This window comes from Salinicola endophyticus (assembly GCF_003206575.1).
GTDB lineage: Bacteria > Pseudomonadota > Gammaproteobacteria > Pseudomonadales > Halomonadaceae > Salinicola > Salinicola endophyticus.
Genome location: NZ_PZJO01000001.1, coordinates 464,942 through 490,127, shown reverse-complemented (window position 1 = coordinate 490,127; position 25,186 = coordinate 464,942). Strand labels below are relative to the sequence as shown.

At 65.2% G+C, this 25,186-nt stretch carries 22 protein-coding genes; 12 read left to right on the top strand and 10 right to left on the bottom strand.

Features of this window, described 5'->3' with window-relative positions; translation table 11 throughout:
- Positions 1–54 precede the first annotated feature (54 nt).
- Both DOM66_RS02165 and DOM66_RS02160 read right to left on the bottom strand, forming a co-directional pair.
- Positions 55–1,467 carry a GumC family protein gene (locus DOM66_RS02165; protein ID WP_110675748.1) on the bottom strand — a complete coding sequence of 471 codons (1,413 nt, stop codon included), beginning with the start codon at positions 1,465–1,467 and terminating at the stop codon, positions 55–57.
- Complete coding sequence (locus tag DOM66_RS02160) at positions 1,464–2,675, bottom strand: polysaccharide biosynthesis/export family protein (protein WP_342588179.1); 1,212 nt, start codon at positions 2,673–2,675, stop codon at positions 1,464–1,466. The genes DOM66_RS02165 and DOM66_RS02160 overlap by 4 nt, the downstream gene beginning before the upstream one ends.
- A 263-nt stretch (positions 2,676–2,938) precedes the next feature.
- Here DOM66_RS02160 and DOM66_RS02155 point away from each other — a divergent pair, with 263 nt between their 5' ends.
- The 5 genes from DOM66_RS02155 to DOM66_RS02135 all read left to right on the top strand — a co-directional run bounded on the left by DOM66_RS02155 (position 2,939) and on the right by DOM66_RS02135 (position 8,612).
- Positions 2,939–3,490 (top strand): heme NO-binding domain-containing protein, encoded by a 552-nt coding sequence (locus DOM66_RS02155; RefSeq protein WP_110689110.1) that lies wholly within the window; start codon positions 2,939–2,941, stop codon positions 3,488–3,490.
- 17 nt (positions 3,491–3,507) lie between these two features.
- Positions 3,508–4,923, top strand: a complete 1,416-nt coding sequence (locus DOM66_RS02150) for a sigma-54-dependent transcriptional regulator (protein WP_110689109.1) — start codon at positions 3,508–3,510, stop codon at positions 4,921–4,923.
- Between the two features lie 52 nt (positions 4,924–4,975).
- Complete coding sequence (gene galE / locus DOM66_RS02145; RefSeq protein ID WP_110675740.1) at positions 4,976–5,953, top strand: UDP-glucose 4-epimerase GalE; 978 nt, start codon at positions 4,976–4,978, stop codon at positions 5,951–5,953.
- 238 nt (positions 5,954–6,191) lie between these two features.
- Positions 6,192–6,719, top strand: coding sequence for a TetR/AcrR family transcriptional regulator (locus DOM66_RS02140; RefSeq protein ID WP_110689108.1), 528 nt, complete (start codon positions 6,192–6,194; stop codon positions 6,717–6,719).
- 594 nt (positions 6,720–7,313) lie between these two features.
- The gene (locus tag DOM66_RS02135; protein ID WP_110689107.1) at positions 7,314–8,612 is read left to right on the top strand and encodes an MFS transporter; all 1,299 of its coding nucleotides are present in this window, start codon (positions 7,314–7,316) and stop codon (positions 8,610–8,612) included.
- Between the two features lie 124 nt (positions 8,613–8,736).
- Here the strand turns inward: DOM66_RS02135 and DOM66_RS02130 are convergent, their stop codons facing one another.
- The 6 genes from DOM66_RS02130 to DOM66_RS02105 form a co-directional block, all read right to left on the bottom strand.
- Positions 8,737–9,420 carry a DUF2848 domain-containing protein gene (locus DOM66_RS02130; RefSeq protein WP_110689106.1) on the bottom strand — a complete coding sequence of 228 codons (684 nt, stop codon included), beginning with the start codon at positions 9,418–9,420 and terminating at the stop codon, positions 8,737–8,739.
- Between the two features lie 39 nt (positions 9,421–9,459).
- Complete coding sequence (locus DOM66_RS02125; RefSeq protein ID WP_110675732.1) at positions 9,460–10,740, bottom strand: TRAP transporter large permease; 1,281 nt, start codon at positions 10,738–10,740, stop codon at positions 9,460–9,462.
- Positions 10,740–11,345: a TRAP transporter small permease subunit gene (locus tag DOM66_RS02120; RefSeq protein WP_110689105.1), complete on the bottom strand. Its 606-nt coding sequence runs from the start codon at positions 11,343–11,345 to the stop codon at positions 10,740–10,742. Before DOM66_RS02120 ends, DOM66_RS02125 begins: the two co-directional genes overlap by 1 nt.
- Positions 11,346–11,404: 59 nt before the next feature.
- On the bottom strand, positions 11,405–12,451 hold the full coding sequence (locus tag DOM66_RS02115; RefSeq protein WP_110689104.1) for a TRAP transporter substrate-binding protein: 1,047 nt from the start codon (positions 12,449–12,451) through the stop codon (positions 11,405–11,407).
- A 76-nt stretch (positions 12,452–12,527) separates the two neighbouring features.
- Complete coding sequence (locus DOM66_RS02110) at positions 12,528–13,322, bottom strand: putative hydro-lyase (protein ID WP_110675727.1); 795 nt, start codon at positions 13,320–13,322, stop codon at positions 12,528–12,530.
- 201 nt (positions 13,323–13,523) lie between these two features.
- A complete protein-coding gene (locus DOM66_RS02105; RefSeq protein ID WP_188115120.1) occupies positions 13,524–14,423 on the bottom strand; it encodes a LysR family transcriptional regulator in 900 nt (299 codons plus the stop codon).
- A 205-nt stretch (positions 14,424–14,628) separates the two neighbouring features.
- On the opposite strand from DOM66_RS02105, the gene ilvD reads away from it, so the two are divergent.
- Positions 14,629–16,341, top strand: a complete 1,713-nt coding sequence (gene ilvD / locus DOM66_RS02100; RefSeq protein WP_110689102.1) for a dihydroxy-acid dehydratase — start codon at positions 14,629–14,631, stop codon at positions 16,339–16,341.
- 18 nt (positions 16,342–16,359) lie between these two features.
- Here ilvD and DOM66_RS02095 read toward each other — a convergent pair whose 3' ends face one another.
- Positions 16,360–17,370, bottom strand: a complete 1,011-nt coding sequence (locus tag DOM66_RS02095; RefSeq protein WP_110675721.1) for a LacI family DNA-binding transcriptional regulator — start codon at positions 17,368–17,370, stop codon at positions 16,360–16,362.
- A gap of 248 nt (positions 17,371–17,618) precedes the next feature.
- On the opposite strand from DOM66_RS02095, the gene DOM66_RS02090 reads away from it, so the two are divergent.
- The 6 genes from DOM66_RS02090 (at position 17,619) to DOM66_RS02065 (ending at position 23,739) form a co-directional block, all read left to right on the top strand.
- A complete protein-coding gene (locus DOM66_RS02090; protein WP_110675719.1) occupies positions 17,619–18,536 on the top strand; it encodes a dihydrodipicolinate synthase family protein in 918 nt (305 codons plus the stop codon).
- A gap of 111 nt (positions 18,537–18,647) precedes the next feature.
- Complete coding sequence (locus tag DOM66_RS02085; RefSeq protein ID WP_110689101.1) at positions 18,648–19,910, top strand: Nramp family divalent metal transporter; 1,263 nt, start codon at positions 18,648–18,650, stop codon at positions 19,908–19,910.
- Between the two features lie 72 nt (positions 19,911–19,982).
- Positions 19,983–21,188, top strand: a complete 1,206-nt coding sequence (locus tag DOM66_RS02080) for a DcaP family trimeric outer membrane transporter (RefSeq protein ID WP_110689100.1) — start codon at positions 19,983–19,985, stop codon at positions 21,186–21,188.
- 157 nt (positions 21,189–21,345) lie between these two features.
- Positions 21,346–22,527 (top strand): cobalamin-independent methionine synthase II family protein, encoded by a 1,182-nt coding sequence (locus tag DOM66_RS02075; RefSeq protein WP_110689099.1) that lies wholly within the window; start codon positions 21,346–21,348, stop codon positions 22,525–22,527.
- 98 nt (positions 22,528–22,625) lie between these two features.
- Positions 22,626–23,027, top strand: coding sequence for a hypothetical protein (locus DOM66_RS02070; protein ID WP_110689098.1), 402 nt, complete (start codon positions 22,626–22,628; stop codon positions 23,025–23,027).
- A 184-nt stretch (positions 23,028–23,211) separates the two neighbouring features.
- The gene (locus DOM66_RS02065) at positions 23,212–23,739 is read left to right on the top strand and encodes a metallophosphoesterase family protein (RefSeq protein ID WP_245392343.1); all 528 of its coding nucleotides are present in this window, start codon (positions 23,212–23,214) and stop codon (positions 23,737–23,739) included.
- Between the two features lie 16 nt (positions 23,740–23,755).
- On the opposite strand, the gene DOM66_RS02060 is transcribed toward DOM66_RS02065, so the two are convergent.
- Positions 23,756–25,054: a PQQ-dependent sugar dehydrogenase gene (locus DOM66_RS02060; protein WP_245392342.1), complete on the bottom strand. Its 1,299-nt coding sequence runs from the start codon at positions 25,052–25,054 to the stop codon at positions 23,756–23,758.
- Between the last annotated feature and the right edge of the window lie 132 nt (positions 25,055–25,186).

Here is a 25,186-nt window from a genome sequence, read left to right as displayed (position 1 = left end):
TGTATAAACCGCCGAGCAGCCAGAGCAGCCAGGTGCTCTGAATGGCGACCGATATCAGCCTTTCGGCAGTAGTAGTTTGATGATCGGCTGGCGTAGCCATAGCAGCAGGAAGCCCATGATGACGAAGATGCTGGCGACCACGCCGCCAGCCACCGCGAGGACCGTCGAGGGTGATGACGGGGCGTTGGGCAGCGAGGGCGACTCGAAGGTCTGGACGAGTGGGTAGGAGGCGAAGGGGTCCGACTTGTTGGTATCCAGCCGCGCCAGAGCCGAGGAGAACACCGCTTCGGAGATACGCTGCTCCCTGAGTCGATCCGACAGTTCGGCGGCCATCTGCACCAGTTCACCATGCTCCTGGTTCTGGCGCCGAATCTGGTGGCGAATCTCGGCCAGTTCCGCGTCTAGCCCGGCCACCGTGCCTTCCGCGCCCAACAACTCGTCGAACAGTCGGGCGCGACCTTCGCTCACCGAGAGGTCGATGAAGCGCTGCAGGGTCCGGGGCGGTAATCCCGTGAGCGTCGCGCCGCGTGCCAGCATCGCCTGTTGCAGGGTGTCTTTCTGGGCCTTGAGCTCGGTCAAGCGCAGATGGCGGTCGCCCAGGGTGGCACGATCCTGATTCCAGTCGGTCAGCGCAATGGCGTAGCGCGACAGCAGCGATTGAAAGATCGGATCGGCTTTCAACAGCAGTGCGCTGCGAGCCTCTGCCAGGGACACCTGCAATAATTGACTCAGGCGCTTGGCCGTTGCCTTGTATCGCTCCAGGTCGAGCTGAACGCTGCGCTGCTGTCCTTCCAGATCGTCGACGACCCCCAGGCGCTGATTGAACTGATCCAGCGTGGCCAGTCTCGCCTCCCCCTGGAACTCGAGCACCCGCCGCTGGGCTTGCTGCAACTTCTGCTCCAGCTCCTGAAGCCTGCCGAGGTCGGCGTTCTCGCGCTTCTCCGCTTCGTCCTGTCGCAGGCGCTCCAGGCTGGCCAGGAAGCTCTGGCGCAGTGCTTCGAGACGTGCCTGTGCCTGCTCGGGCGTCGGACCGGCCATGGCGACCATGATCAGGTTGGTCTGATCGACCAGTTTCACACTCGGGTTGGGGAGCCTGTCCCCGCCATCGTCGAGGCGCTTGGCGCCGCGTTGGAGCACGAGGTCCGAACCCAGCAGACGCTTGTAATTCTCCGTTGGGCTCAGCGAGGGCGTGGCAAAGGCGGAGCTGGTCTGTGATGACGCCTGGCCGATGGACTCCAGGTTGATCGAACCGCCGACACCCGAGCCGGGCAGAATCAGGGTCATCGAACTCTTGTAGCTGACCGGTGCCAGCAGCAGATAGGCTGCCAGCAATCCCCATATCATCAGCATGAAGGGGGCGATGGCAAAGATATAGCGGCGATAGCGACCCGCCGACGGTAGCCCATCTCGGACGAGCCACCAGAGACGCAGTAACCGGCGTGGTGGGGTTGAGTTGTTATCGGTCATGGTGCGGCATCATGAATGAGGATAACGGTGGCTGCTGGCCCCAGGGCCTCGCCTACCATCGACACGGCGTCCCTGACGTTCATCCAGCGGCTGTCGTAACAGGCGAGGGCGTCACCGGGCATCAGGTAGGGATTGATACGATCCCGGTCCTGGCGCTCCAGCATGTTCTCGATATCGCGGTCGATGACCACGGTGGTGTCATCGAACGGATTGGTGGAGATCAGAATGGCCTGGCGATGCGCATTCATCGCCGAGCCACCGACGCAGTTCGCGGTGACCAAGCCCTGCAGCAGACGAGTGCCATAGGGCAGGCTGGTCGACTCCTTGCCGATCGCCGAGGTGGCATTGCTGGGGGCGGGCCGCGACAGGTTGGACATGAATACGCGTATCCCGGGGGGCGTGACCGGCGTCGGGCGCACGAGCGCTGCATCGAAGCAGTGTGTGCTGGGCACCTCGACGCGATCTCCGGGCGCCAGTCGCATGTTAGTGGCGCTCGTGCCCTGGATCAGCCCGGAGAGATCGACGCTCGTCCATTGGTCGCCACGAATGACTCGGACGTCGCCCAGGTTGGCATCCGGTCGCGCGCCGGCGGCAGCCATGATCGCCGACGACAGGTTGCGTCCCAGATTGGCATCCCCCGCTGTCGGGCCGTCGCGCTGGCCGATTCGACTCTCGACCGGGCGCTCCCCGATGCGAACGGTGCCCTCGTTGAAAATCGCCCCCCTGACCGAAATCGAGATACCGGCGCGCTCCACCAACGAGACCGCGGCGACACGCGGTAGCGGCCTGACCAGCTGCTCCGCGACGAGCACATCGCTCAAGCGTGCCTCGACCTCGGCGATGGAGCGTCCCGTCGTGTCGATCACCGGGAGGCCTGGCAGTGCCAGGCGACCGAGTTCATCGATGACGTACATCCTGGAGAGGTCGCCCGGGTCACCCAGCACGTCGACACTGAGGCGGTCCCCGGGCGCGAGACTGGCGGGTTCGGCGCGCATTTGCGCCATCGGCACATACGTTTTGCCCTCGGGAGGCGGCGGCGTCATGTCAGGCGTACATTGGCGCTGGTAGGACTCGGCGTCCCACTGTTGTGGCATCCACAAGGCTCCATCCCGATTTTCGGGCGTGGGGGCGGAGGCGCAGCCTCCCAGTGCCATTGCGGCGGTGATGATCCACGCCGTGGTGCGTGTACGGTAAGGGGCTTTCTGCATGCGCACCTCTCTACATGATCAATCATTGTAGAGAAGTCGGTGCGTAAGGGAATCGATGTTTTGTTATGTGTGGGACGATAACCCAACGGAATATTCGCAAGTTGCAAAGTCATCACTGCCATTTGCCACTGGCCCTCTCCCAAATTGCAAAAGAGAAGGTGTTTTTTGTCGCTATTCTCGCGCCTGAACGTTGGCATCGATATTGCAATGCTTCTGATAACAGCGTCGGCTCAAAGTCTACTTAGCGTGCAAGAGGGCCCATCATGAAGGGATTGATCTTTGTCGAGCTGATGAACTTTCTCGACGAACAGTTGGGAGAGGACATCACCGAGAGGGTAGTGGCAGCGGCATCGCTACCCAACGAGGCTGCATTCACGGCGGTCGGTAATTACCCCAGTCACTATGCCTCGGCCCTCGTCGCTGCAGCGGCCAGGCTGACCGGTTCCGACGCCACGACGATGTGCGAAGATTTCGGCCGTTTTATCTTTCTACGTTTCGAGAAGCGATTTCCGCATCTGCTGGAGCGTTACCGCAGCGCGCGCGAGCTTCTCGAACACGTGCAGGGGCATATCCACGAGGAGGTCAAGGTCATTTACCCTGATGCTTCGCCACCGCAGGTGGAAACGCATAGTGATATAGAGGGCTATACCGTGACTTATCGTTCACATCGCGGCTTTGCCCATATTGCCTATGGTCTGGTCGCGCAGTGCATCTCATTCTATAGTGAAGAGAGCGACGTTTATTGGAAGTCCGATAGCACTGCGCATGACGCGTGTTTCATCATCCGGCCCAGAAAAGGTATCTATCCCCTATGACGGAAAGCACTCGGGTCTTGATCGTCGAAGACATCGTGTCTCTTGCGCTTACCTATGCCAGTCAGCTGGAGGCCGCCGGGTGCCAGGTCGAAATCGCCGACAATGGAGAGAAAGCCCGATACTACATCGAGGCTGGCCAGCGCGAGCAGCAGGCATTCGATGTCATTCTGCTCGACCTGAAATTGCCGGATGTCGACGGTCTGGACTTTCTGGAGGCTGCCCCGGAGCTGACCAAGAGCGCCAGCGTCGTCGTCATCACCGCGGATGGCTCCATCAACCGCGCCATTCAGGCCATGCGTCTGGGCGCATACGACTTTCTGGTCAAACCGGTCTCGGTCGAACGGTTGACCACGACCGTGAAACGCGCCGGCGAGCGACTGCGCCTGGAGCAGGAAGTGCAGGTGGCGAGAAGTCTGCAGCGACGTGAGCAGTTCCAGGGGTTCATTGGCGGCTCCGATGTCATGCAGGTCGTGTATCGCGCCATCGAGAACGTCGCCAACTCCAAAGCCACCGTGTTCATCACTGGCGAGAGCGGGACGGGCAAGGAAGTGGCGGCCGAGGCCATTCATGAACTCAGTCAACGGCGATCGGGACGTTTCGTCGCGATCAACTGCGGTGCCATACCGGAAAATCTGCTCGAGTCCGAACTCTTCGGTCATGTCAAAGGCGCCTTTACCGGTGCCTTGGAGAACCGCACGGGCGCTGCCAGAGAGGCCAGTGGCGGTACGCTGTTTCTGGATGAAATCTGCGAGATGGAGCTGAAGCTGCAGGTCAAATTATTGCGCTTTCTGCAGACCGGCATGGTGCAGCCGGTCGGGAGCAATCGTGCCGTGCCGGTGGATGTACGCGTGGTCTGTGCCACCAACCGTGATCCCTTGACAGAAATGAGCGAGGGGCGTTTCCGCGAGGATCTCTTCTATCGGCTCTCGGTGCTGCCCATCGATCTGCCACCGCTACGCCAGCGCGGTGACGATGTGGTGCTGCTGGCTCAGGCGTTCATGGCGCGTTTCTCTGCTGAGGAGGGCAAGGCGTTCGAGGGTCTCGATGATGAGACGCAGCAAACGCTGCATCGCTATAATTGGCCGGGTAATGTCCGAGAGCTGCAAAACGAAATTCGCAGGGCCGTGGTGATGAGCGCCGGCAACAAGCTCTCTCTGGCGCATCTGGGAGCTGTCGCCACGGTCCCGACAGCCAGCGCGGAGCCGACGGAAAGAGAGTCCAGCCGGACAGATCTTTCGCTAGACGCTGACGAGGCTCTGCCGGGACTCTCTTTCCAGGGGCTGACGCTCGAGCAGATCGAAAAAATGGCCATCGAAAAGGCCATCGCCAACAATGGCGGCAGTGTTCCCGGTGCCGCACGTGATCTCGCCGTCAGTCCCTCCACGATCTACCGCAAGCTGGAAAAATGGTCGTTGACCGGAGCCTCCTCCTAGGCTGGGTCTGAAATATCGAAGAAGTCAGCCCAGATCGAGGCGCGAGGTGTAAATGTCGAAGGGTGAGATTCTGGTCGTTGGTGGCGCCGGTTATATCGGCTCGCATATGGTCGAGCATCTGCATCGCTCGGGATATCGGGTGACTGTCCTGGACAATCTCTCCACGGGACATGCCGATGCCGTCGTCAACGCTGAGCTGGTCGTCGGTGACCTGGGCGATAGAGAGGTGCTGGGGCGCCTCTTTCGGTCGCGTGCCTTCGATGCCGTCATGCATTTCGCTGCTCTGAGTGAAGTCGGTGCTTCCATGACGCAGCCCGAGGCCTATTATCAGAACAATGTGGCCAAGACCATGTCGCTGCTGGCGGAGATGCGTTCTCAGGGCGTGGATAAGTTCGTTTTCTCGTCGACGGCTGCGGTCTACGGTGATGCTCAAGAGAGCGCCATCGGGGAATCGAGCGATACCTCGCCGATCAATCCGTATGGATGGACGAAGCGCTTCGTCGAGCAGGTTCTACGTGACTACGCTCACAGCTACGCTTTTCGCTCCATGATCTTTCGCTATTTCAATGCAGCCGGTGCCGATCCCGGGGGGCGGTTGGGCGAACGTCACGATCCCGAGACACACCTCATTCCCCTGCTGCTCCAGGCCGCTTCCGGCCGTCGAGCGGACTTTACGCTGTTCGGCCGAGACTACCTTACGCCGGATGGCTCCTGCGTCAGGGACTTCATCCATGTCGACGATCTGTGTCGCGCACACCGTCTGGGGCTGGAGGCGCTGTTGCGGGGAGAGCAGGGCGACGTCTTCAATCTGGGTAGCGGTGTCGGCTACAGCGTTCTGCAGGTCATTGAATCGGTCAGGCGCGTGACCGGGTGTGAGGTTTCCGTCAAGACAGCTGACCGCCGTGCTGGTGACCCGGGGTATCTCGTCGCCGACGTGGCGAAGGTCGAGCGCGCGCTTGGGTGGCGGCCACACTACTCCTTGGACGAGATGGTGGCACACGCCTGGCACTTCGAAACCGGCCGGCGATGAGGTAGCGACGGCGGTTGTCGGCTGGCACCTTAGGCAAGCGCGACACGACGGCGGGGCTCGATGAGCCCCGCCGTCTTGCGTCTGGGGCTCTGTTCGACGGGGGAGGGGCCATTGGCTCTGCCGCCACCTTTACCAGTCGCGACGCGCAGCTCAACGGCGCGATGAGGGAGAGCGGAGATGGACGACATCCGCTAAATCGGAGCTTGCACAAGTAAAGTGATCGTTTTACATTGAGGTCATGGATATTCGCACACGACTGATCGACACCGCCGAGCAGCTTTTCGATCGCCATGGCTTCACCGCCACGGGAATGGATCGGCTGACCCACAGTGCCGGTATTTCCAGCCGCACGCTCTACAAGCATGTCGGCAGCAAGAACCGCCTGCTGGCGATCGTCCTCGACGAGCGCGACCGCCGTTTCATGCGCTCGCTGGCGAGCGCTGTCAGCGTGGATGAGCTGTTCGGGGCGCTGGGCGTGTGGTTCGCCGATCAGGGCGCGCGGGGCTGTCTGTTTCTGCGCAGCTGGGCCGAGACCGGCGGCGACGTACCGGAAGTCGTCGAGGCCATGGAGCGTCACAAGGCACGACTGCGGCAGCGCATCGAAGAGATCGTCGAAGCGGAGACCGGGCGTCGCGACGATGAGCTGGCCGACTCGATTCTGCTGCTGGTCGAAGGCGCGACGCACGCCGCGACCTACCGGGGTAGAGCGACCGTAGACGTGGCCCTCCGAGCGGCGCGGCGGTTGATCGACGGCGCGCGCGGCTAGGTGCTGCCTGACACGTCGACGAGCGATGGCCGGATCGGGACATGTCGCTAGGCCAAAAAACGGCGACAGATCGTCAGGATTGACGATGTGAACAGCGCTGCTGCACGGAGTGCGAGCGACAAGGGTCTCGCGATTCAGAAGCGGACCGGACTGGCGCACGGATTGACGCGGTAGCGACACGCCTGTGACTCGTTCCGCTCACCCATCGTGCTGTTCCGAACGCCGTTCAATGAGCCGATTGGCCACGCTGTATTGCCGAGCCCAGTACTTCTCAGGAGGTGCCTCTCGGGCGGGACTTCTCAGGCAGCACTTTTCATTCAGGACTTTTCGTTCAGGACTTTTCATTCAGGACTTTGTAGCCAGGCAGTACTCCCTGGAGAGTGAACAGGGCTGAACTAGAGAGTGACCCGGGCTCCAACGATCACTGCCTAGCGGGTGGTCGAGGACGCTTTCCTCTGACGGCAGGAGATTGCCCTCTCCGGCGCTATGTCGGCGGATGTGTCAGGCACGTAAGGAAAACGATCACTTTACATCAGTGGCGTCGTCTCAAGGTCGTCACTCTAGCCCGATTCGGTAGCCAGGGAGGATTGCAGCATGACTCACCAGGAACGTCGACTCATCGTCGCGGGAACGCTATTGATCGGCGTGAGCTACGGCTTGGCACGCTTTGCCTACGGCCTGTTCTTGCCCAGCATGCGCGAGGATGTCGGGTTGAATTCGACGATGGCGGGGGCCATCGGCAGCGGTGCCTACGTGGGCTACTGCTTCGCTATCGTGATCAGTGCGCTACTGGTGGAGCGACTCGGTGCTCGATCCATGGCCGTTGCCGCGGCCCTGGTCGCCGCGACGGGTATGGCGATCATCTCCGCCAGCACCAGCGCGCTGTGGCTTGCCGGCGCCATCTTGCTGGCGGGGGCCAGCACCGGGCTGGCCTCGCCCCCCATGGCCGAGGCCGTCTCGAGGGCGATCGCAACCGAGCGCCAGGGCCGTGCCAATACCGTCGTCAATGCCGGCACCAGTCTCGGCGTCGCCATCTCCGGTCCGGTGGCGTTCATCGCCACGGGGCAGTGGCGAATCGCCTATGCCGCTTTTGCGGTGATCGCTCTGCTCAACGCTGTGCTGCTGTTCGTCAGCGTACCGCGTGCCGGGACGAGCGAAGCGTGTGGCGACACTGCCTCGGAGACAGCCGGCCGGCGGAACCTGGGCGGACTGTGGCGGGCTTCGGCCTGGCGAGTGATGGTGGCCTCGGTGGGCATGGGCATTGCCAGCGCCGCCTACTGGACGTTTTCGAGCGAGGCGCTACTCACGCAAGGGCAGTTATCCCAGGCGTTGGCCAACAGCGTCTGGATTCTGATTGGCATCTCCGGCCTGGTCGGCGGCCTTGCCGGGGATCTCGTCAACCGCTTCGGCATCAACGGGGTGCATCGGGCAACGCTGGCCGCGCTGGCACTTGCACTGCTGCTGCTCGCGCTGATGCCCTCGAGCCTGTCAGCCGCCCTGGGTTCAGGCGCTCTGTTCGGGGCGAGCTATATCATGCTCACGGGTATCTATCTGGTCTGGGGCGTGCGCCTCTACAGTGACCGTCCCGCCATCGGGCTCGGTTTACCGTTCTTGATGATCGCGGCAGGCCAGATCGTCGGTTCGCCACTGGCGGGCTATCTGATCGGCCACCACGGCTACGCCTTCTGTTTCATCGCCTTTGCTTCGATCGCGTTGGTGACGATGCTGATCGGTTACATGCCCGCCCGCGGCGAGCAGGCCGATGTCGGGTCGAAAACGACGGTATCGAGCCAGTCGGCCACGCCGCTGCAACGCTTCTATCTGCCCGCCATGCCGCCGCTCGGGTTGATCGACAAGATCGGCCGTCTCGCTCGTCGTAGGTCCGGACGTTGATGACGTGATTGAGGCCGAGTCCCGAGAATGCGAACTTGCTCATGTTGATGTGCCCTGTCAGCAGCTCCCCCGGCAGGGCGCGCCCAGAATGCGCGTGCGGCATCCTGTGGCGTCTCTGGCGAACTCATTGCGCGACCTCGAGCTCGATGATGGTGTAGCGGTGGCTCAGGCGACGGTTCAGCACGGGGTCGGTGAGCGTCATCGAGAAGCGCGGGCTGGGCCGGATACCGCCGATGGCCGGCACCGTGCCGCACAGCAGCAGCGTGTTGGGGGCCAGCGATTCGCCCTGCTTGAGTGCGTCCGGCAGCTTGGCCAGCAGCGTCTCGATATCCAGCAGCTCGGCCAGCGTGCCCTGCTGATAGGAGACGACCTGGCCGTTCTCTGCGATCTCACTGGCCAGTGCCAGCGCATCCCAATGCTCGCGTACGGCTTCTAGTGGCCAGGCATGTCGGGCGACCGGCTTGGCGCAGATCTGCTTGGACTCGGCAACCCCCACGACTTCCAGCTTGCGGTCGGTATGGTCGGAGGCGAGCGTCACCCACAGTCGGCCATTTTCGTCGCTGACAAGGCAGACCTCGGCTTCGCCGGAGCCTTCGCCACCGAGCATCTCGACGTGCTCCGCCTGGGTCAGCAGCTGCGCACTGGCGCGATAGAACAGCGGCACGCGGGAGGGCGGCTTGACCCCGATGGCGACCAGCTCGTCGATATGGTGTTGCACGCCCGCCTGATCGCGGCCGGCCCAGCCGGCGATCGCCAGCCGTTGCGGTGTGACGGTGAGCGTGCCTCCGGGGGTATCGAAAGTCAGCATTGGCGGTTCCTGAGTTGTCTTTGTCGATGACGCGGCGGATCAGAGCGAGTTCGGCAGCCACAGGGCGATGCCGGGGAACAGGATCAGCAGTACGGCCATCACCACCATGGCGGCGATGAACGGCAGCGTGCCGATCACCACGTCGGAGAACGGCTTGCCGCGCCGGGCTGCCTGCACGATGTAGAGATTGAGCCCGACCGGTGGGGTGATCAGCGCCATCTCGACGAACAGGATCATCACCACGCCGAACCACACCTTGTCGAAGCCCGCGGCGAACAGCAGGGGCGCGATGATCGGCAGCGTGATCACCATCATCGACAGCGTCTCGATGAAGAAGCCGAGGATCACCAGCAGGGCCAGCACGCAGAGCAGCAGCGCCATCGGCGACAGCTCCAGCTGTGTCAGCAGCTGCGTCAGCTGGCCGGAGAGGCCCGCCGAGGCGAGCGCGAAGTTGAGAAACGAGGCCGCCAGCATGATGAACAGGATCATCGAGGTGGTGCGCACGGTGTTGTCGAGCGCTTGGGTCAACATGCGCCAGTCCAGGCGCCGGTTGAACGCGGCGAGTATCAGCGCGACCAGCACGCCGATGGCGGCGGCTTCGGTGGGCGTCGCCCAGCCGGTGTAGATCGAACCGACGATGGCGATGAACAGGACCAGCAGCGGCAGCAGGAACTTCAGATGACGCAACCGCTCCGGCCAGCTCGAGCGACGGCGTGGCCCTCCCAGCGACGGCTTGACAGTACAGAACAGGATCGCCGTCAGCATGAACAGCCCGGTCAGCAGCAGCCCCGGGAGAAGTCCGGCCACGAACAGCTTGGGGATCGAGGTCTCGGTGAGGAAACCGTAGACGATCAGGTTGATCGACGGCGGAATCAGGATGCCCAGGGTACCGCCAGCGGCGATGCTGCCGCAGAAGAGCCGCGGATGATAGCCGAGTTTGTCGCCCTGCGGCAGCGCCACGGTGGAGATCGTGGCTGCGGTGGCCACGGAGGACCCCGAGGTCGCGGAGAACAGCATCGAGGTCATCACGTTAGCGTGCAGCAGGCCGCCGGGCAGCCAGGAGAGCCAGTGATCCATGGCGCGGTAGGCGCGCTCGGCGATCCCCGCGCGCACGATGATCTCGCCCATCAGCACGAACAGCGGAATCGCGATCAGCAGAAAGGAGTCCGCCGCTGACCACAGGTTCTGGCCGAGCGCCCGCATCAGCGGAAAGAACGAGAAGAATTGATCGACACCGAAGGCGAGCAGGAACAGCACGATGGCGACCGGGATACCGGTCAGCAGCAGTGCCAGAATCCCGATAGCGAGATAGGCAAGCATCAGGACGTTCCTCCTGTCGCGGTGTCGCGCGCGCGGGCCTCGAGCGGGTCGGCGTCGTGGCCCATGCCGATCAGTGTGCGAATCGTGGCGCTATCGCCGCCGACCGCTGCCAGCAGAGCGCGAAGCGCGAGCACCGCCGCCGCCAGGGCAAACCAAGTGTAGCCCGCGACCCAGACCAGCTGCGGTATCCACAGTGGCGTCGACAGCGGCGTATTGGCGGTGGTGTGGTTGGCGAGTGACCCCGAGAACACCGGCCAGGCGTGGATGACGATCATCCAGCCGACCAGATTGACGGCGAGTATCGAGAGCAGATCGAGCGCTGCACGGGCGGCGCTCGGCAGCTTCGAGTAGCCGACATCGATACGGATATGGGCACGTTCGACCAGCGTGTGCGAGAGCCCCCAGGCCGAGAGAATGGCGAGGACATAGCCGGCGTACTCCTGGACGCCTTCGAAGGAGTAGCCCAGCAGCTTGCGGCCGATCACTTCCAGGATGACCATGACCACGACGGCCAGCAGCAGCAGGCCGATGAGTCGAGCGGCCCAGCGCGAGACGAGACGGACGGCGCCCACGAGGGCGTCGATCAGAGAAACGAGAGCGAGCATGTTGAGTACCTGCCGACGGGCAAGGACCGAGCAGTGGCGTGCCCGGCCCTTCGACCGGTTTACTTGACGATGGGGAGGGCGACGAGCGGTGCGACGTCCTCGTTCCACAGCGAGATCGTCTCGTCATCGATCCGCGAGGCCCAGCTCGGCAGGACCGCGCTGACCAGCGCCTGATGGGCGCGTTCGCGGTCGGCATCGGTCACTGCGACCAGCGTCATGTCGCCCGGCTTGCCGTGTTCGCACTCGCCATGGCCAGTCAGGCAGGCAATACCCTGCTGCTCGTCCTTGGGCAGATTGTTCCACACCGGATCGATGAAGCCGGTGACGATGTCACGCTCGATCAACTGGCGGGTGGCGTCGTCCAGTGACTGCCAGGTGGTATCGCTGATGGCGGTGATGACGGTATCCCAGCCACCCACCGGGAGGGGCAGCAGATAGTCCGCCACATCCTGCCAGCCGGAGTTGTAGCCTGAGAGCGAGCCGGTGACCGCGCAGTCGATCACCCCGCGCTCCAGCGCCCCCGGCACCTCGTTGAATGCCATGACCGTGCTCTGGGCGCCGAGCGCCGAGAGGAACTCCGCCGTGGTGCGGCCGCTGGCGCGTATCTTCTTGCCCTGCAGATCGCCGAGGCCCTTGATCGGGGTGTTGCAGAACACCACCTGCGGCGTGTTGGGCGCGATCGCCAGCACGTGCGCATCGTAGTGAGACTGCATTGCCCTTTCGGCGATCGGCATGAACGCCTCGCTGACCTCGCGGGCCTTCGCGGGGTCGGTGGTCATCATCGGCAGGTCGAGCCCTTCGAGTGCCGGCGCCTGGCCGCCGACGTAGTCGGAGAAGGTCATGCCGACATTGAACAGGCCGTTCTTCAGATAGGTGAAGACATCGCCACCGGAGATACCCATCTGATCGAAGGTGGTCATCTGGACCTGAATCCGACCGTCGCTCGCCTTGGGCAGCGTCTCGGTCCAGAACGGCTTCTCGAAGTTCTTGTGGAGCGATACGGCACTCCAGGTGCCGACGACGTTGAGGCTGGTTTCCGCACTTGCCTGTTGAGCGAGGCCGGCGGCCAGGGCGGTCAGGGTGAGACCAAACAGCATCTTTTTCATGGGGCTCTCTCGCGTATTGAGGTTGTTGTACGAGGGTGGCTCATCGCCTGATGCCAGCGCGTTTCGCGCGACGTCGTCAGCGATACTTCAAACGATGGTTGGGAATGTCGGTGATCAGCATATGGCCCGGGGCGTGGGCCATGGCGAAGGGCAGCCTCGCATTCATCAGCGCGATCTGCGGCGTCACCCCGCAGGCCCAGAACACGGGAATGTCGCCGGCTTCCATCACGGGGGCATCGCCGAAGTCCGGCTGGTGGATATCGTCGATACCGATCAGTTCCGGTCGCGCCAGGTGCAGGGGCGCACCGTGAACGCTGGGCATGTCGGTGGTGATCTGGATGGCGCGGATGGCATCGGCCGGAGACATGGCGCGCATCGACACGACATAGCTGCCATGGAACGGACCGGCGGGGATCAGCGGAATAGTGGTCCGGTACATCGGCACGATGGTGCGTGCGGCCATGTGGCGAACCGGCACGCCCTCGGCGAGCAGCGACTCCTCGAACGAGAACGAGCAGCCGAGCGAGAAGGTGACCAGATCCTGGCGCCAGCGGGAGACGAGGTCGGCCGGCTCGTCGACCAGTTCTCCATCCTCGTAGACGCGGTAGCGCGGGACGTCGGTGCGCAGGTCGATCGCCTCTCCCAGTACCTGCGGATGAAAGCTGCCCGGCTCGCTGACGTCGAGCACCGGGCAGGCGGCGCGATTGGCCAGGCAGAAGCGCAGGAAATCGGCGGCATGGTTTTCGGGGATGATGACCAGGTTGGCCTGGGCGTAGCCGTTGGCGATACCGGTGGTGGTGGTGGGCCAGTCGCCGCGACGGATGGCGGTGCGCGCCTCGGCCGGAGAGACGGTGGCGTCGAGAGAGGTCATGTCGTCGATCCTGATTGTCATTGTCGTGGCAGTTGCGACCGCCAGGGCCGGACGCCACCTTATGCAATCCAACGCTATGGGTTCACAGCGCATCAATCCAATCGATTTTTATGATTCCCTTTCATCGACAAAACCTTTCGATGTCAGGCACATCGGCAACGCCTTGCGCCATAGCCCCCGTCGGTAACGCCTTGTTCGGCGTCAGGCATGTTCGCGCTGGTCCCGTTGACCGAGTTCGATCGCCAGGTCGATGACGCCATCAGCCAGCGCCTTGTCGATGTGCTGCGGCCAGGAGGCCGCGAAGTCGAGCCGGGGCAGGTCGCAGGGCAGCGTGATGAGCTCGCCGCGGGCGATCTCCTGCTCGACGATGCGCGGTGGGATGGCGCCGACGCCGATACCATCCAGCGCCAGGCGCACGATGGTCCACACCGAGCCGGAGCAGTGCAGCTTGATCCGCTCGAGGCGCTCCTGATGGAGCAGTGACTGCAGCGCGCGATAGGGGCGGCTGTCACTGGCGAAGGTGATCAGGGGCGTCCCGGTACGCGCCAGCGCTTCCAGGGTGAACGTCTGGGCCGAGAAGCCCAGCTGCGGGGTGGCGATCAGACCCGTGGCATAGTGGCAGAGCGGCCGGCTGAGGATGTCCTTGGCGTCCACCGGCCCCAGCGTGAAGGCCATGTCTACCTGGCGATTGAGCAGCCGGTTGGCGAGCCCCGGCGTACCATCCACCTCGAGTTGCAGCGTCATGTCGGGAAAGCGGTTGGCGAGTTCGGCAATGAACGCCGGCAGCCAGCTGTGGGCGATGGTCTCGACCACGCCGAGACGCAGCACCCCCTGGAATGGGTTGCTGGCCTCGAGCATCGCCATCGCCTCCTGGCGCGTCTCCAGCAGCAGCTCGGCATGGCGATAGAACTGCCGCCCCTTGAGGGTCGGCTGAATCGGACGCTGGGCGCGATCCAGCAGCGCGCCACCGACGATCTCCTCCAGCCGCGCGACACGGTCCGAGATCGAGGGCTGGGTCAGATGCAGGTGCTGGGCCGCCAGCCGGAAGGAGCCGAGGCGCACGATCCAGACGAAGGCTTCGATTTCCTTGAAGTCGAACATGACGAGCCGCCGCGAAGTGAGAGAGGATGAGGGCAGTAGCGCCGCGCCAGTATGACATGGACAGGGGGTCGCCCGACCTCCGTCGGTTCCATCGGTCGCAGGCGAAAGCCCGACGCGGCAGTCGGACACGATGTCGAGACCACACGCCGGCATCACACGCCAAAACCACAAGACCCAGCATCACAAGCGAGAAGAGGAGCGCCCGATGAGCGAGCACGATTCCCCCCACGAGAATGACCCGCGGCGGCGCCATTCGGCCAAGGTGGTCGATGGTCCTGGCAAGGCGGCCAGCCGCGCCATGCTGCGCGCCGTCGGTTTCAACGACGACGACTTCAAGAAGCCGCAGATCGGGGTCGCCTCGACCTGGAGCCGGGTCACGCCGTGCAACAGCCATATCGACGTGCTCGCCGACGCGGCCAGCGACGGCGCCGATGCCGCCGGCGGCAAGGGCGTGGTGTTCAACACCATCACCATCTCCGACGGCATCGCCAACGGCACCGAGGGCATGAAGTACTCGATGGTCTCGCGCGAGATCATCGCCGACTCCATCGAAGCGGTGGCGGGCTGCGAGGGCTTCGACGGCGTGGTCGCCATCGGCGGCTGCGACAAGAACATGCCGGGCTGCATGATCGGCCTGGCGCGTCTCGATCGTCCGGGTATCTTCGTCTACGGCGGGACCATCCAGCCCGGCGCCGGGCACACCGATATCGTCTCGGTGTTCGAGGCGATGGGCGCCTACTCCCAGGGCAACAAGTCGCTGATCGAGGTCAAGCAGATCGAGGAGACGGCGATCCCCGGCCCGGGCTCCTGCGGCGGCATGTACACCGCCAATACCATGGCCTCGGCGATCGAGGCGCTGGGCATGAGCCTGCCCAACTCCTCGGCCCAGGAAGCCGTGTCGCAGACCAAGCGCGACGACAGCCACGCCGCCGGTGCCGCGGTGCTCAATCTGCTGGCGCTGGATCTGAAACCGTCGGACATCATGACCCGCCAGGCATTCGAGAACGCCATCACCGTGGTCATCGCCCTCGGCGGCTCCACCAACGCGGTGCTGCACCTGCTGGCGATCGCCAATACCGTCGGGGTCGAACTCACGCTGGATGACTTCACCGCCATCGGCAAGCGTGCGCCGGTGCTGGCCGACCTGCGCCCCAGCGGCCACTACATGATGAGCGAGCTGGTGGCGATCGGCGGCATCCAGCCGCTGATGAAGATTCTGCTCGACGCCGGACTGCTCCATGGCGACTGCGTCACTGTCACCGGCAAGACGCTGGCGGAGAACCTCGCCGAGGTCGCGCCCTATCCGCTCGATCAGCAGATCATCAAGCCGCTGGAGGCGCCGGTGAAGGCGACCAGCCATCTGCGCATTCTCTACGGCAACCTGGCGCCGGAGGGGGCGGTGGCCAAGATCAGTGGCAAGGAGGGTACCCGCTTCACCGGCCGCGCGCGGGTGTTCGATTCGGAAGAGGAGGCGCAGGCGCGCATCAACGATTTGACGGTGGTCGCCGGCGACGTCGTCGTCATTCGCTACGAAGGGCCCAAGGGCGGGCCGGGCATGCGCGAGATGCTCACTCCCACCTCGGCGATCATGGGTCGCGGCCTGGGCGACCAGGTGGCGCTGATCACCGATGGCCGCTTCTCCGGCGGCAGCCACGGCTTCGTGGTCGGCCACATCACCCCGGAGGCGTTCGTCGGCGGGCCGATCGGCCTGATCGAGGATGGCGATGAGATCACCATCGACGCTGAGAACGACGTGATGACACTGCACGTCGACGATGCCGAGCTGCAGCGCCGGCGCGAGGCGTGGCGTCGGCCGACACCGCGCTACGCCCGTGGCGCCCTGGCCAAGTACGCCAAGACCGTCAGCTCGGCCTCGCGCGGCGCGGTGACCGACCTGCCCGACGTGCTGGACGACTGAGGCGGCCAGCAGCGCGCCTCAGCGCGGCGTGAACTGCCGTGTGGAGGCGCGCGGGATCAGGCTCGGCATGGCGCGTCGAGTGGGGCGCGTGGTCAGCGCCTCTTCGCTCAGCAGCAGGTCGACGGCCTGTCGGGCGACATAGTCGAAGGGCGTATGCACCGAGGTGAGCGGCACCGGCAGCCGGCTCGCCAGTGGAATGTCGTTGTAACCGACCAGCGACAGCGCGCGCCCGATCTCGATCTCCAGGCGGTGTGCGGCGGCCATGACACCGATGGCCAGATTGTCGTTGACCGCAAACAGCGCCGATGGGCGGGCGGCGCCGGAGAGCAGCGCCAGGCCCGCCGTCTCGCCCGACTCGATACCGAAGCCGGATTCGATCACCCATGCCTCGTTGACCGCGACCCCGGCCTCCTGCATCGCCTGGCGAAAGCCGCTCTGGCGATCGCGGGCACTGGAGGTGAAGCTCGGCCCCGCGACCAGACCGATGTCGCGATGGCCGAGGTCGAGTAGATGTCGTGTGGCCAGATAACCGCCCTGGATGTCATCGCCGAGCGAGGCGGGGCTGGTGCCGTCGGTGCGTAGTATCAGGGTGTGGGGCACGCCGCGTTCGCGCAGGCGGGAGGGCAGCTCGTCGTCCAGTCGGCTGGTGGCCAGGATCAAGCCGTCGACGCGACGATCGAGCAGCGACTCCACCGCCTGCTGTTCGTCGACCGGGTCATCGCCGCTGGTGGCCACGATGGCGAAATAGTGGCGCTCCTGCGCGGCCCGTGAGATGGCCTCGTAGGTCAGGGCCATCACCGTGTCGCTCAGGCGGGGTACCAGTACACCGATGGTGCCGCTACCCCCGCGGCGCAGGCTCGACGCCATGATGTCGCGCTTGTAGCCGAGCGCCTTGGCGGCGTCGCGAACCCGCTGTGCGGCGGGGCTGCGCGAGGGCGGTAGGCGTTCGTCGAGCACGCGGGAAACGGTCGATGTACTGACGCCGGCCGCTCTGGCGACGTCATGCATGGTGATCGGTTTGTCGTTCATCAACGCCCTTGTGACTGGTTCGAAAAAGCGAGTCCACGACTGACGGCCCTGGCCGCCGTGGCCGTCGCCCTGCCCACTATCGCATATCTGCCAGCGGGTGGCGGGGTGCCGTCTCGCCTCGGCATGGTGCCTCAGCGGTGACCGCCTGTGGGGGTAGACCATGGTGGCATAGGCAGACGCGGGTCTCGTCGACATCATATGCAAACGTTCCCGTTAACGTTACCAATCACTGCCAAGAGGCTTTTCCCATGACGCTCAATCTCCGCGGTCTCACCCCGGCGCCGGTCACCCCCTTCACCCGTGATGGTGAGGTCGACTATGCCGCCATCCATCGTCTCGGCGCCTGGCTGGGCGGCATCGACGGCATCACCGGGCTGGTGGTGCTGGGGCATGCCGGCGAGGGCACCTTCCTCACCTCCGACGAGCAGTGCAAGGTCATCGAGGCGTTCGTCGAAGCGGTCAAGGGCGAGATTCCGATCATCGCCGGGATCACCCGCGAGGGGGATTACGTGGCGGCCGAGGAGGCCAAGCGAGCGATGGCAGCGGGGGCCTCCGCCGGGCTGGTCTACCCCTCCCACGGCTGGCTGCGCTTCGGTTACCAGGAGGGCGCACCGCAGGAGCGCTACCGGCGCATCCACGCAGAGAGCGGCCTGCCGCTGATCCTGTTCCAGTACCCGGACAACACCAAGGCGACCTACAACCTGCAGACCCAGCTCGATATCGCCGCCCAGCCGGGGGTCTTCGCGATGAAGAACGGCGTGCGCAACATGAAGCGCTGGGACACCGAGATCCCGGTGATCCGCGAGCAGCGCCCCGATCTGCAGATTCTGACCTGCCACGATGAGTACCTGCTGCACACCATGTTCGATGTCGATGGAGCGCTGGTCGGCTACGGCGGTATCGCCCCCGAGCCGCTGATCGAACTGATCCAGGCCGGTAAGGCAAAGGATTATGCCAAGGCGCGTGAGCTCCACGATCGCCTGCTGCCGGTCACCAAGAGCGTCTATCACCGCGGCTCGCACATGGAGGGAACTGTGGCGCTGAAGTGGGCGCTGGTGGCCCGCGGGGTGCTCGAGCACGCGACCGTGCGGGCGCCGCTGCGGCCGCTGGTGGAGGGGGCCGATCGCGAGATCGCCAATGCCATGCAGCAGGCCGGCCTGGCCTGAGCGTGTGACGTCGCCCGGGGTTCGGCCGGGCGGCACCGGGCGGCGCGCCGCCGCCCGGGATGACTGTCGGCGAACGTTCACGCCTACAAGAAAAACGAACTGGAGCACGTGATGACTATTCGCACGAAGCGATCTTCCTCCGCCATGTCACCGCCCGCTGCGCGCGGGCTGTCACCCACGCTGCCGCAGATGCTGGCACTGATGGGGCCGGCGTTCGTCGCGGGCGCCTGGCGTTTCGGCCCCGGCGCGCTGACCTCCGCGGTGCAGGCGGGCAGCCGCTATGGCTACACGCTGCTGTGGGTGATTCTGATCTCCGCCGTACTGATGTTCGTGTTCAACGACATGGCGGTCAGGCTCGGCCTCGCCAGTACCGACTCCATCGTCGCCACCACCAAGCGCAAGCTCGGGCGGCCGGTCGGCGTGCTGGCGGGGTGTGGGGTATTTGCGATCACGCTGATGTTTGCGGTGGGTAACGCCGTCGGTTCCGGCCTGGCCTTGAGCCTGCTGCTGGACGGTTCGGTGGTGGGTTGGACGCTCGCCTGCACCGTGGCGGTGGGCGCACTGGTGGCGATGCGCAACGCCTATAAAGCGATGGAGCGGCTCCTGGTGGCACTGGTGGGGCTGATGTCGGTGGGGTTTCTCGCCTCCACGCTGCTCAGCGACCCTGACTGGGCCGCGGCCGCCAAGGGGCTGGTGCCGCACTTTCCCGCCGAGGCGGGCGTGCTGCTGATCGCCATGATCGGCACCAATTTCTCGATCAACTCGGCGTTCTATACCGGTTATGCGATCCACGAGCGCCAGCTCAAGCGTGAGCAGTATCGTGCCATCACCCTGATGGACACGCTGCCGGGCAATATCGCCACCGCGCTCATGGCGATGCTCATCATCATCGTCTCCGCGGCGGTGCTCCACGCGACCGGTACCGTGGCCAACACCTTCCCGCAGCTGGCCGGCGTGCTCGAGCCGCTGGCGGGGCGTCTGGGGGCGGTGCTGTTCGGACTCGGTTTCTTCGCTGCGGCGTTCTCGTCCATGGCCGCCAACGCCTCGGCCGGTGGCACTCTGCTTGCCGACGCCCTGGGCTGGAGCGGCAGCCTGTCGTCGCCGCGGGTCAAGGTGCTGGTCTATGGCGTGCTGGTGTGGGGGGCTCTGGTGACGCTGCTGGCCAAGGGCTCGCCGATCGAACTGATCATCGTGGCCCAAGCCCTCACCGTACTGGTGGCGCCATTCCTCGGCATCATCCTGTTCCTGCTCACGCGTCGCGAGGATGTGATGGGCGATCTCAAGAACGGGCCCTGGCAGACCCTGTTCGCGCTGCTGGGTCTGGTAGCGATCCTGGCCATCTCCGGCCGCCTGCTGTTCAAGCTGTTCGGCTGACCGCCTCTCGCCGACGCCGGTCACCTCGACGTTTCGACACCAATTCCAATAACAGTCAATGGAGATCCCGCCATGCATGCGCGTTTCTCACGCTTGCGCTCGCCCCTGATGCTGGCCGCGGCAGCGCTGCTGCCACTCTCGGCCCAGGCCGTCGACTTCACGGTCGAGAAGACCCGGGTATCGGTCTACGGCTACGCCAAGCTCGACATCATGTACGACACCGGTGACGTCAAGTCCGGCAGCCGCGGACTGGGCGACAGTGTCAACTTCAGCAAGATCGCGGTAGATGGCCAGCGCCACACCAGCGGCCACAGCAACCTCACCGCGGGCGAGTCGCGGCTCGGTTTCAAGACCGCGACGCCAACCTCTCAGGGCGATCTGGTCACCGTCATCGAGGGCGACTTCTTCACTGGCGACCTGCGTCTGCGCCAGGCGTACGGCGCCTGGAACGGGGTGCTCGCTGGCCAGACCTGGAGCAACTTCCACACCTTCATCGGCACCACGCCGACGCTGGATTTCACGGGTCCGGCGGGGCGTGACGCCTTTCTGCGCCAGGCCCAGTTGCGCTACTCGTACGGCGATGTCCATATTGCGCTGGAGGACCCCAGCGGGGCCATGTCGGGGCGCTCGTTCGATGGCGGTTACGACGCCGCCACCGGTGGCAAGTCGATCGCCGGCACCGATGTGGACCGCAAGGATAGCCTGCCGGATCTCACTCTGCGCTACGAGTCGGGGCGTGGGCCGGCCAAGTGGGCACTGGCTGCGCTGGTGCGGGAGATCGCGTTCGACGATGGCGCGCAGCACGATTCGGCCGTCGGCTGGGGCCTGCTGGCCGCCGGCAGCTATGCGCTGACGCCTTCGACCACGCTGCGGGCCCAGGTGACCGGCGGCGACGGTATCGGCGCCTACATGAAGGTCAATCCGGCGCCGGCCGCCTATCGGGTCGGTGACCGCCTGGAGACGATCACCGCCTGGGGCGGCACCCTGGGCGTGAGCCAGGCGGTGGGGCCGGGCACCCTCAATCTCTCCTACTCCCGGGTCGAAGCGGACTGGGACGCCGCCGAGCGCGATGGCGTCACGCTGATCAGGACCGATACCGCGGGCGGCTTTGTCGATGCCTACGATGAGGTCCATCAGGTGATCCACCTCAACTATCAGTGGCACCCGATCGAGCACGTGACCTACGGTATCGAGCTGGCCCACGCCACGCGCGAGACGGTGGATCATCGCAGCGGCAGCGTGAACCGTGTCCAGGGCAGCGTGATCTACGCCTTCTGAGGCAGTATCACTACGACTACGCTGTTTCGCACCTTCGCCATGAGTCCGGCTCATGGCGAAGGTGCGTAAATTTCATGCGTGTACGCCGGTTTCCGCGCCACGCCTTGCGTATCCTTGGCGGCTGATCCATTGCCCCGATGTCCGCCGAGGAGCCCCCATGCAGACCAGCCGAGACCGCATCATCACCACCCACACCGGCAGCCTGCCGCGCACGCCGGCGCTGTCGCGCATGCTGGTCCTGCGCGAGCAGGGCAAGCCGGTCGAGAGTTCGGCGTTCGACGCCGAGGTCGCGCGCTGTCTGGATGGCGTGATCGGCGCCCAGCTCGAGGCGGGGCTCGACAGCATCAACAACGGCGAGGCGCCGCGGGTGGGCTTCTCGACCTATGTCACTGAGCGCATGAGCGGTTTCGGCGGCGAGGGGCGACGCAAGCCGACGCTGGATATCCAGAAGTTCCCAGGCTATGCCGAGCACATGGCGCGCCAGATCGGTGTCTCCGAGGACCTGGCCAAGGTGTGGAACACGCCGCTGGCCCAGCGTGCGGTGCGCTACGACCCGACGCTGGCCGGGGTCAAGGCGGAGCTGGCCTCGTTCGAGGCTGCGCTGGCGGGACGTGCGGCGCCGCGGGAGACTTTCATGACCGCGGCTTCCCCTGGCGTGGTCACCACCACCATGCTGCGCGCTCAGGACAATCCTGATTACCCGACCGACCGCGACTACGTGCTTGCCGTTGCCCGCGAGCTGAAGCAGGAGTACGAGGCGATCGTGGCGGCCGGCCACGTGCTGCAGCTGGACGCCCCGGACCTGGCCATGGAGCGCGTGATCCTGTTCGGCGATGCCGATCTGGGCACTTTCCTCGAGCGTGTCGAGCTGCACGTGGAGGCGATCAATCTGGCGCTGGAGAACATTCCGGCGGACAAGGTGCGCCTGCACGTCTGCTGGGGCAACTGGCAGGGGCCGCACCAGGATGATGTGCCGGTGGCCGAGCTGCTGCCGATCCTCTATCGGGCCAAGGTGGGAGCGCTCAGCATCCCGCTGGGCAACCCGCGCCACGAGCACGAGACGGTCTCGTTCAAGACCCATCCGCTGCCGGATCATATGCTGCTGATGCCGGGGGTGATCGATGTCACCACCAACTATCTCGAACACCCCGAAGTGGTGGCCAATCGTATCTGCGCCTCGGTAGCGGCCATTGGCGATCGCGAGCGCGTGGTGGCGGGGACCGACTGCGGCTTCGGTACCTTCGCCAGCTACGAGTTCGTCGCTCAGGATGTGGCCTGGGCCAAGCTCCAGGCGCTGAGCGAGGGCGCGGCGATCGCCACCCGGCGGCTGTGGGGCTGAAAGCGCGGCGCCCCGGCCTCTTCTATACTGCGAACGTCAGCGGCTCGACCGAGCGCAGTGTGATGACAAGGAGAAGTGGGATGATCAGGAGAGGTGCGATGAACGTGATGAGAACGATGGCCGTTGGCGTCGGGGCGTCGCTATGGCTGGCGAGCGTCGGGGCGATGGCCCAGGAGCCGGGGGCCAGCCAGCCGCAGCACGCCAAGGAGACTCGGGTGCTGGAAGAGGGCGCGCCCAAGATCGCCAAGCAGTGCCTGTCGCTGGCGCTCGACAGCGGTGAGAACCGCGATATCCAGGGCAAGGCGATCTACGACACCAACGCCTGGGACTATACCGCCGACGACCTCGAGGGCGACGATACCTTCGAACTGCTGGTCGATCTGTTGGGACCGGGCAATACCAAGTACAACCTCACCTGCCAGGTGGACGCCGACGGCCAGGTGACGTTCGAGAGCGTCGAGGCCTCATCCACCGTCAAGTCCAATCCGGGCGGTGCATGAGACGCGGCCACGCCCTGCCACGACGGCCTCTTCGGGGCCGTCTTGCCCAGTGTCGCCAGGATTGAGTGCCGCTAGAATTCAGTGGCGCTAGGATTGAGTGCTTCTAGGATTCATGGCTTCTGACATTCGGTGCCGCGAAGGCCACGCGGGGCCGCCGCAGGGGCGACACGGCCGGGGGTAAGCCATGAGTGACGTCGGTAGCGGTGACGAGCCGCGGGGCGAGATGCCCACCCTGCGCCTCGATAGCGCGGCGCCGCTCGGTGTCATTGCCGATACTCACGGCCTGCTGCGCGACGAGGCGCTGGCGCTGCTCACCGACTGCCCGCAGCTGATTCACCTTGGTGACGTGGGCGATCCCGAGATTCTGACGCGATTGGCCGCCCGCGGACCGCTCCATGCGGTGCGTGGCAATATCGACCGCGAAGGCGTCTGCGCGGCGCTGCCCACGCACCTTCAGCTGATCGTCAACGGCCAGCCGCTGCAGCTGGTGCACGACATCGCCGACTGCGACGAGCGGCTTGCCTGTGCCGCGATCCTGCACGCCCACTCCCACAAGCCGCGCCAGACCTGGCGTGATGTCGAGGGCCGGCGCCAGCTGCTGTTCAATCCGGGGGCGGCAGGGCGGCGGCGCTTCCGCCTGCCGCTGACCTTGGGCAAGCTGTGGGTCACCCCTGAGGGGCTGCGCTCGGCCATCATCCATCTGCCGCTGTAAGACGCGCTGGGCGAAGTCACTCCATGCCGGGTAGCAGCCGCACCAGAGCGCCGTCGCGGGCATCGGTCAGCGCCCACAGCGCGCCATCGGGCCCCTCGGCCACGTCGCGCACCCGCCCCAGTCCAGATGCCAGACGCTGCTCGCCGCTCACCCGTTCGCCATCCAGCGTCAGCCGTACCAGGCCGCCGGGGGAGAGCGAGGCGATGATCAGGTCGCCATGCCAGTCTGGGAAGCGTGCGCCCTGATAGAAGGTCATGTCGCCCGGGGCGATCACCGGGTCCCAGTAGTAGATCGGCTGCTCCATTCCCGCCCTGGCGGTCACGCCTTCGCCGATCGGCGCGCCGCTGTAGTCCTCGCCGTAGGTGATCACCGGCCAGCCGTAGTTTCGCCCGGCCAGCGGCACGTTGAGTTCGTCACCGCCGCGGGGTCCATGTTCCACGGTCCACAGCTTGCCGCTCTCGGGATGCAGTGCCGCGCCCTGAATGTTGCGGTGGCCGTAGGACCACACTGCCGGTGCCCCCGCCTGGCCCGCCGCGAACGGGTTGTCCGCGGGGATGCTGCCGTCGGGATCGATACGCACCACCTTGCCCAGATGAGTGTGAGGGTCCTGCGCCAGCTGGCGCGGCTCGGGAAGTGAGCGTTCACCGAGGGTGACGTAGAGATGGCCCTGGGTGTCCCAGACCAGCCGCGAACCGAAGTGCTTGGTCGATACCCAGGCCGGCGTCTGGCGGAAGATCACCGTCAACTCCTCGAGCCGTTGCCCCCCGGCGGCCAGGGTGGCCCGTGCCACGGTGGTGCCGTTCTTGCCCCCTTCGCGGGGCTCGGCGTAGCTCAGGTAGAGCCGGCGATTGCGTTCGAAATCCGGATCGAGGGTGATATCGAGCAGACCGCCCTGGCCACGGGCGTCGATCTCGGGCAGTCCGGTGATCGGCGCTGAGAGGGTGCCGCTGCGCAGATCGACCCGGCGCAGTCGCCCCGGTCGCTCGGTGACCAAGGCGGTATCGTTGTCGACAAAGGCCAGGCCCCAGGGGAACTCCAGCCCTTCGGCCACGCGCTCGCTGCGCAGCGGCGCGCTCGCCGGCAGTGCCGGGGCACGGGTCTGAGCGGCGAAGGCGGGGCGCTGCTCGGGGGCGTTGGGCGGGCCCGTGGGGACCGGCGCCTGGGCCAGTGCATCGCCGCCCAGCGCGAGCAGGGCGACGCCGGCGACGCGGGAGGCCAGTCGAGGCGCTGCGGCTCTTGCCCAGTGCGGGGCCTGGCATGGGGCCAGTTGAGCGGCCATGTTCGGGGCCGAGTGAAGGGGCACGGATGGTGGCATGGGGGCTCTCCTGAAGCGAACAGGGGGGCCGGCTGGCGAGCGCCGGCAGGATCGGTACGAGGCGAATCCTCAAGAGTATGGACCATGGGTAGCGGGCCGAGCGCCGAGATCGTCTCGAGCCACCTCGCCAGA

Excerpts from the sequence above, each read along its gene's own strand:
- DOM66_RS02120 (WP_110689105.1), bottom strand. The coding sequence starts at position 11,345 with ATGCTCGCTCTCGTTTCTCTGATCGACGCCCTCGTGGGCGCCGTCCGT.
- DOM66_RS02155 (WP_110689110.1), top strand. The coding sequence starts at position 2,939 with ATGAAGGGATTGATCTTTGTCGAGCTGATGAACTTTCTCGACGAACAG.
- DOM66_RS02090 (WP_110675719.1), top strand. The coding sequence starts at position 17,619 with ATGACGCTCAATCTCCGCGGTCTCACCCCGGCGCCGGTCACCCCCTTC.
- DOM66_RS02140 (WP_110689108.1), top strand. The coding sequence starts at position 6,192 with ATGGATATTCGCACACGACTGATCGACACCGCCGAGCAGCTTTTCGAT.
- DOM66_RS02130 (WP_110689106.1), bottom strand. The coding sequence starts at position 9,420 with ATGCTGACTTTCGATACCCCCGGAGGCACGCTCACCGTCACACCGCAA.
- DOM66_RS02105 (WP_188115120.1), bottom strand. The coding sequence starts at position 14,423 with ATGTTCGACTTCAAGGAAATCGAAGCCTTCGTCTGGATCGTGCGCCTC.
- DOM66_RS02135 (WP_110689107.1), top strand. The coding sequence starts at position 7,314 with ATGACTCACCAGGAACGTCGACTCATCGTCGCGGGAACGCTATTGATC.
- DOM66_RS02110 (WP_110675727.1), bottom strand. The coding sequence starts at position 13,322 with ATGACCTCTCTCGACGCCACCGTCTCTCCGGCCGAGGCGCGCACCGCC.
- DOM66_RS02070 (WP_110689098.1), top strand. The coding sequence starts at position 22,626 with ATGAACGTGATGAGAACGATGGCCGTTGGCGTCGGGGCGTCGCTATGG.
- ilvD (WP_110689102.1), top strand. The coding sequence starts at position 14,629 with ATGAGCGAGCACGATTCCCCCCACGAGAATGACCCGCGGCGGCGCCAT.
- DOM66_RS02085 (WP_110689101.1), top strand. The coding sequence starts at position 18,648 with ATGACTATTCGCACGAAGCGATCTTCCTCCGCCATGTCACCGCCCGCT.
- galE (WP_110675740.1), top strand. The coding sequence starts at position 4,976 with ATGTCGAAGGGTGAGATTCTGGTCGTTGGTGGCGCCGGTTATATCGGC.
- DOM66_RS02060 (WP_245392342.1), bottom strand. The coding sequence starts at position 25,054 with ATGCCACCATCCGTGCCCCTTCACTCGGCCCCGAACATGGCCGCTCAA.
- DOM66_RS02080 (WP_110689100.1), top strand. The coding sequence starts at position 19,983 with ATGCATGCGCGTTTCTCACGCTTGCGCTCGCCCCTGATGCTGGCCGCG.
- DOM66_RS02075 (WP_110689099.1), top strand. The coding sequence starts at position 21,346 with ATGCAGACCAGCCGAGACCGCATCATCACCACCCACACCGGCAGCCTG.
- DOM66_RS02160 (WP_342588179.1), bottom strand. The coding sequence starts at position 2,675 with ATGCAGAAAGCCCCTTACCGTACACGCACCACGGCGTGGATCATCACC.
- DOM66_RS02065 (WP_245392343.1), top strand. The coding sequence starts at position 23,212 with ATGAGTGACGTCGGTAGCGGTGACGAGCCGCGGGGCGAGATGCCCACC.
- DOM66_RS02095 (WP_110675721.1), bottom strand. The coding sequence starts at position 17,370 with ATGAACGACAAACCGATCACCATGCATGACGTCGCCAGAGCGGCCGGC.
- DOM66_RS02165 (WP_110675748.1), bottom strand. The coding sequence starts at position 1,467 with ATGACCGATAACAACTCAACCCCACCACGCCGGTTACTGCGTCTCTGG.
- DOM66_RS02115 (WP_110689104.1), bottom strand. The coding sequence starts at position 12,451 with ATGAAAAAGATGCTGTTTGGTCTCACCCTGACCGCCCTGGCCGCCGGC.
- DOM66_RS02125 (WP_110675732.1), bottom strand. The coding sequence starts at position 10,740 with ATGCTTGCCTATCTCGCTATCGGGATTCTGGCACTGCTGCTGACCGGT.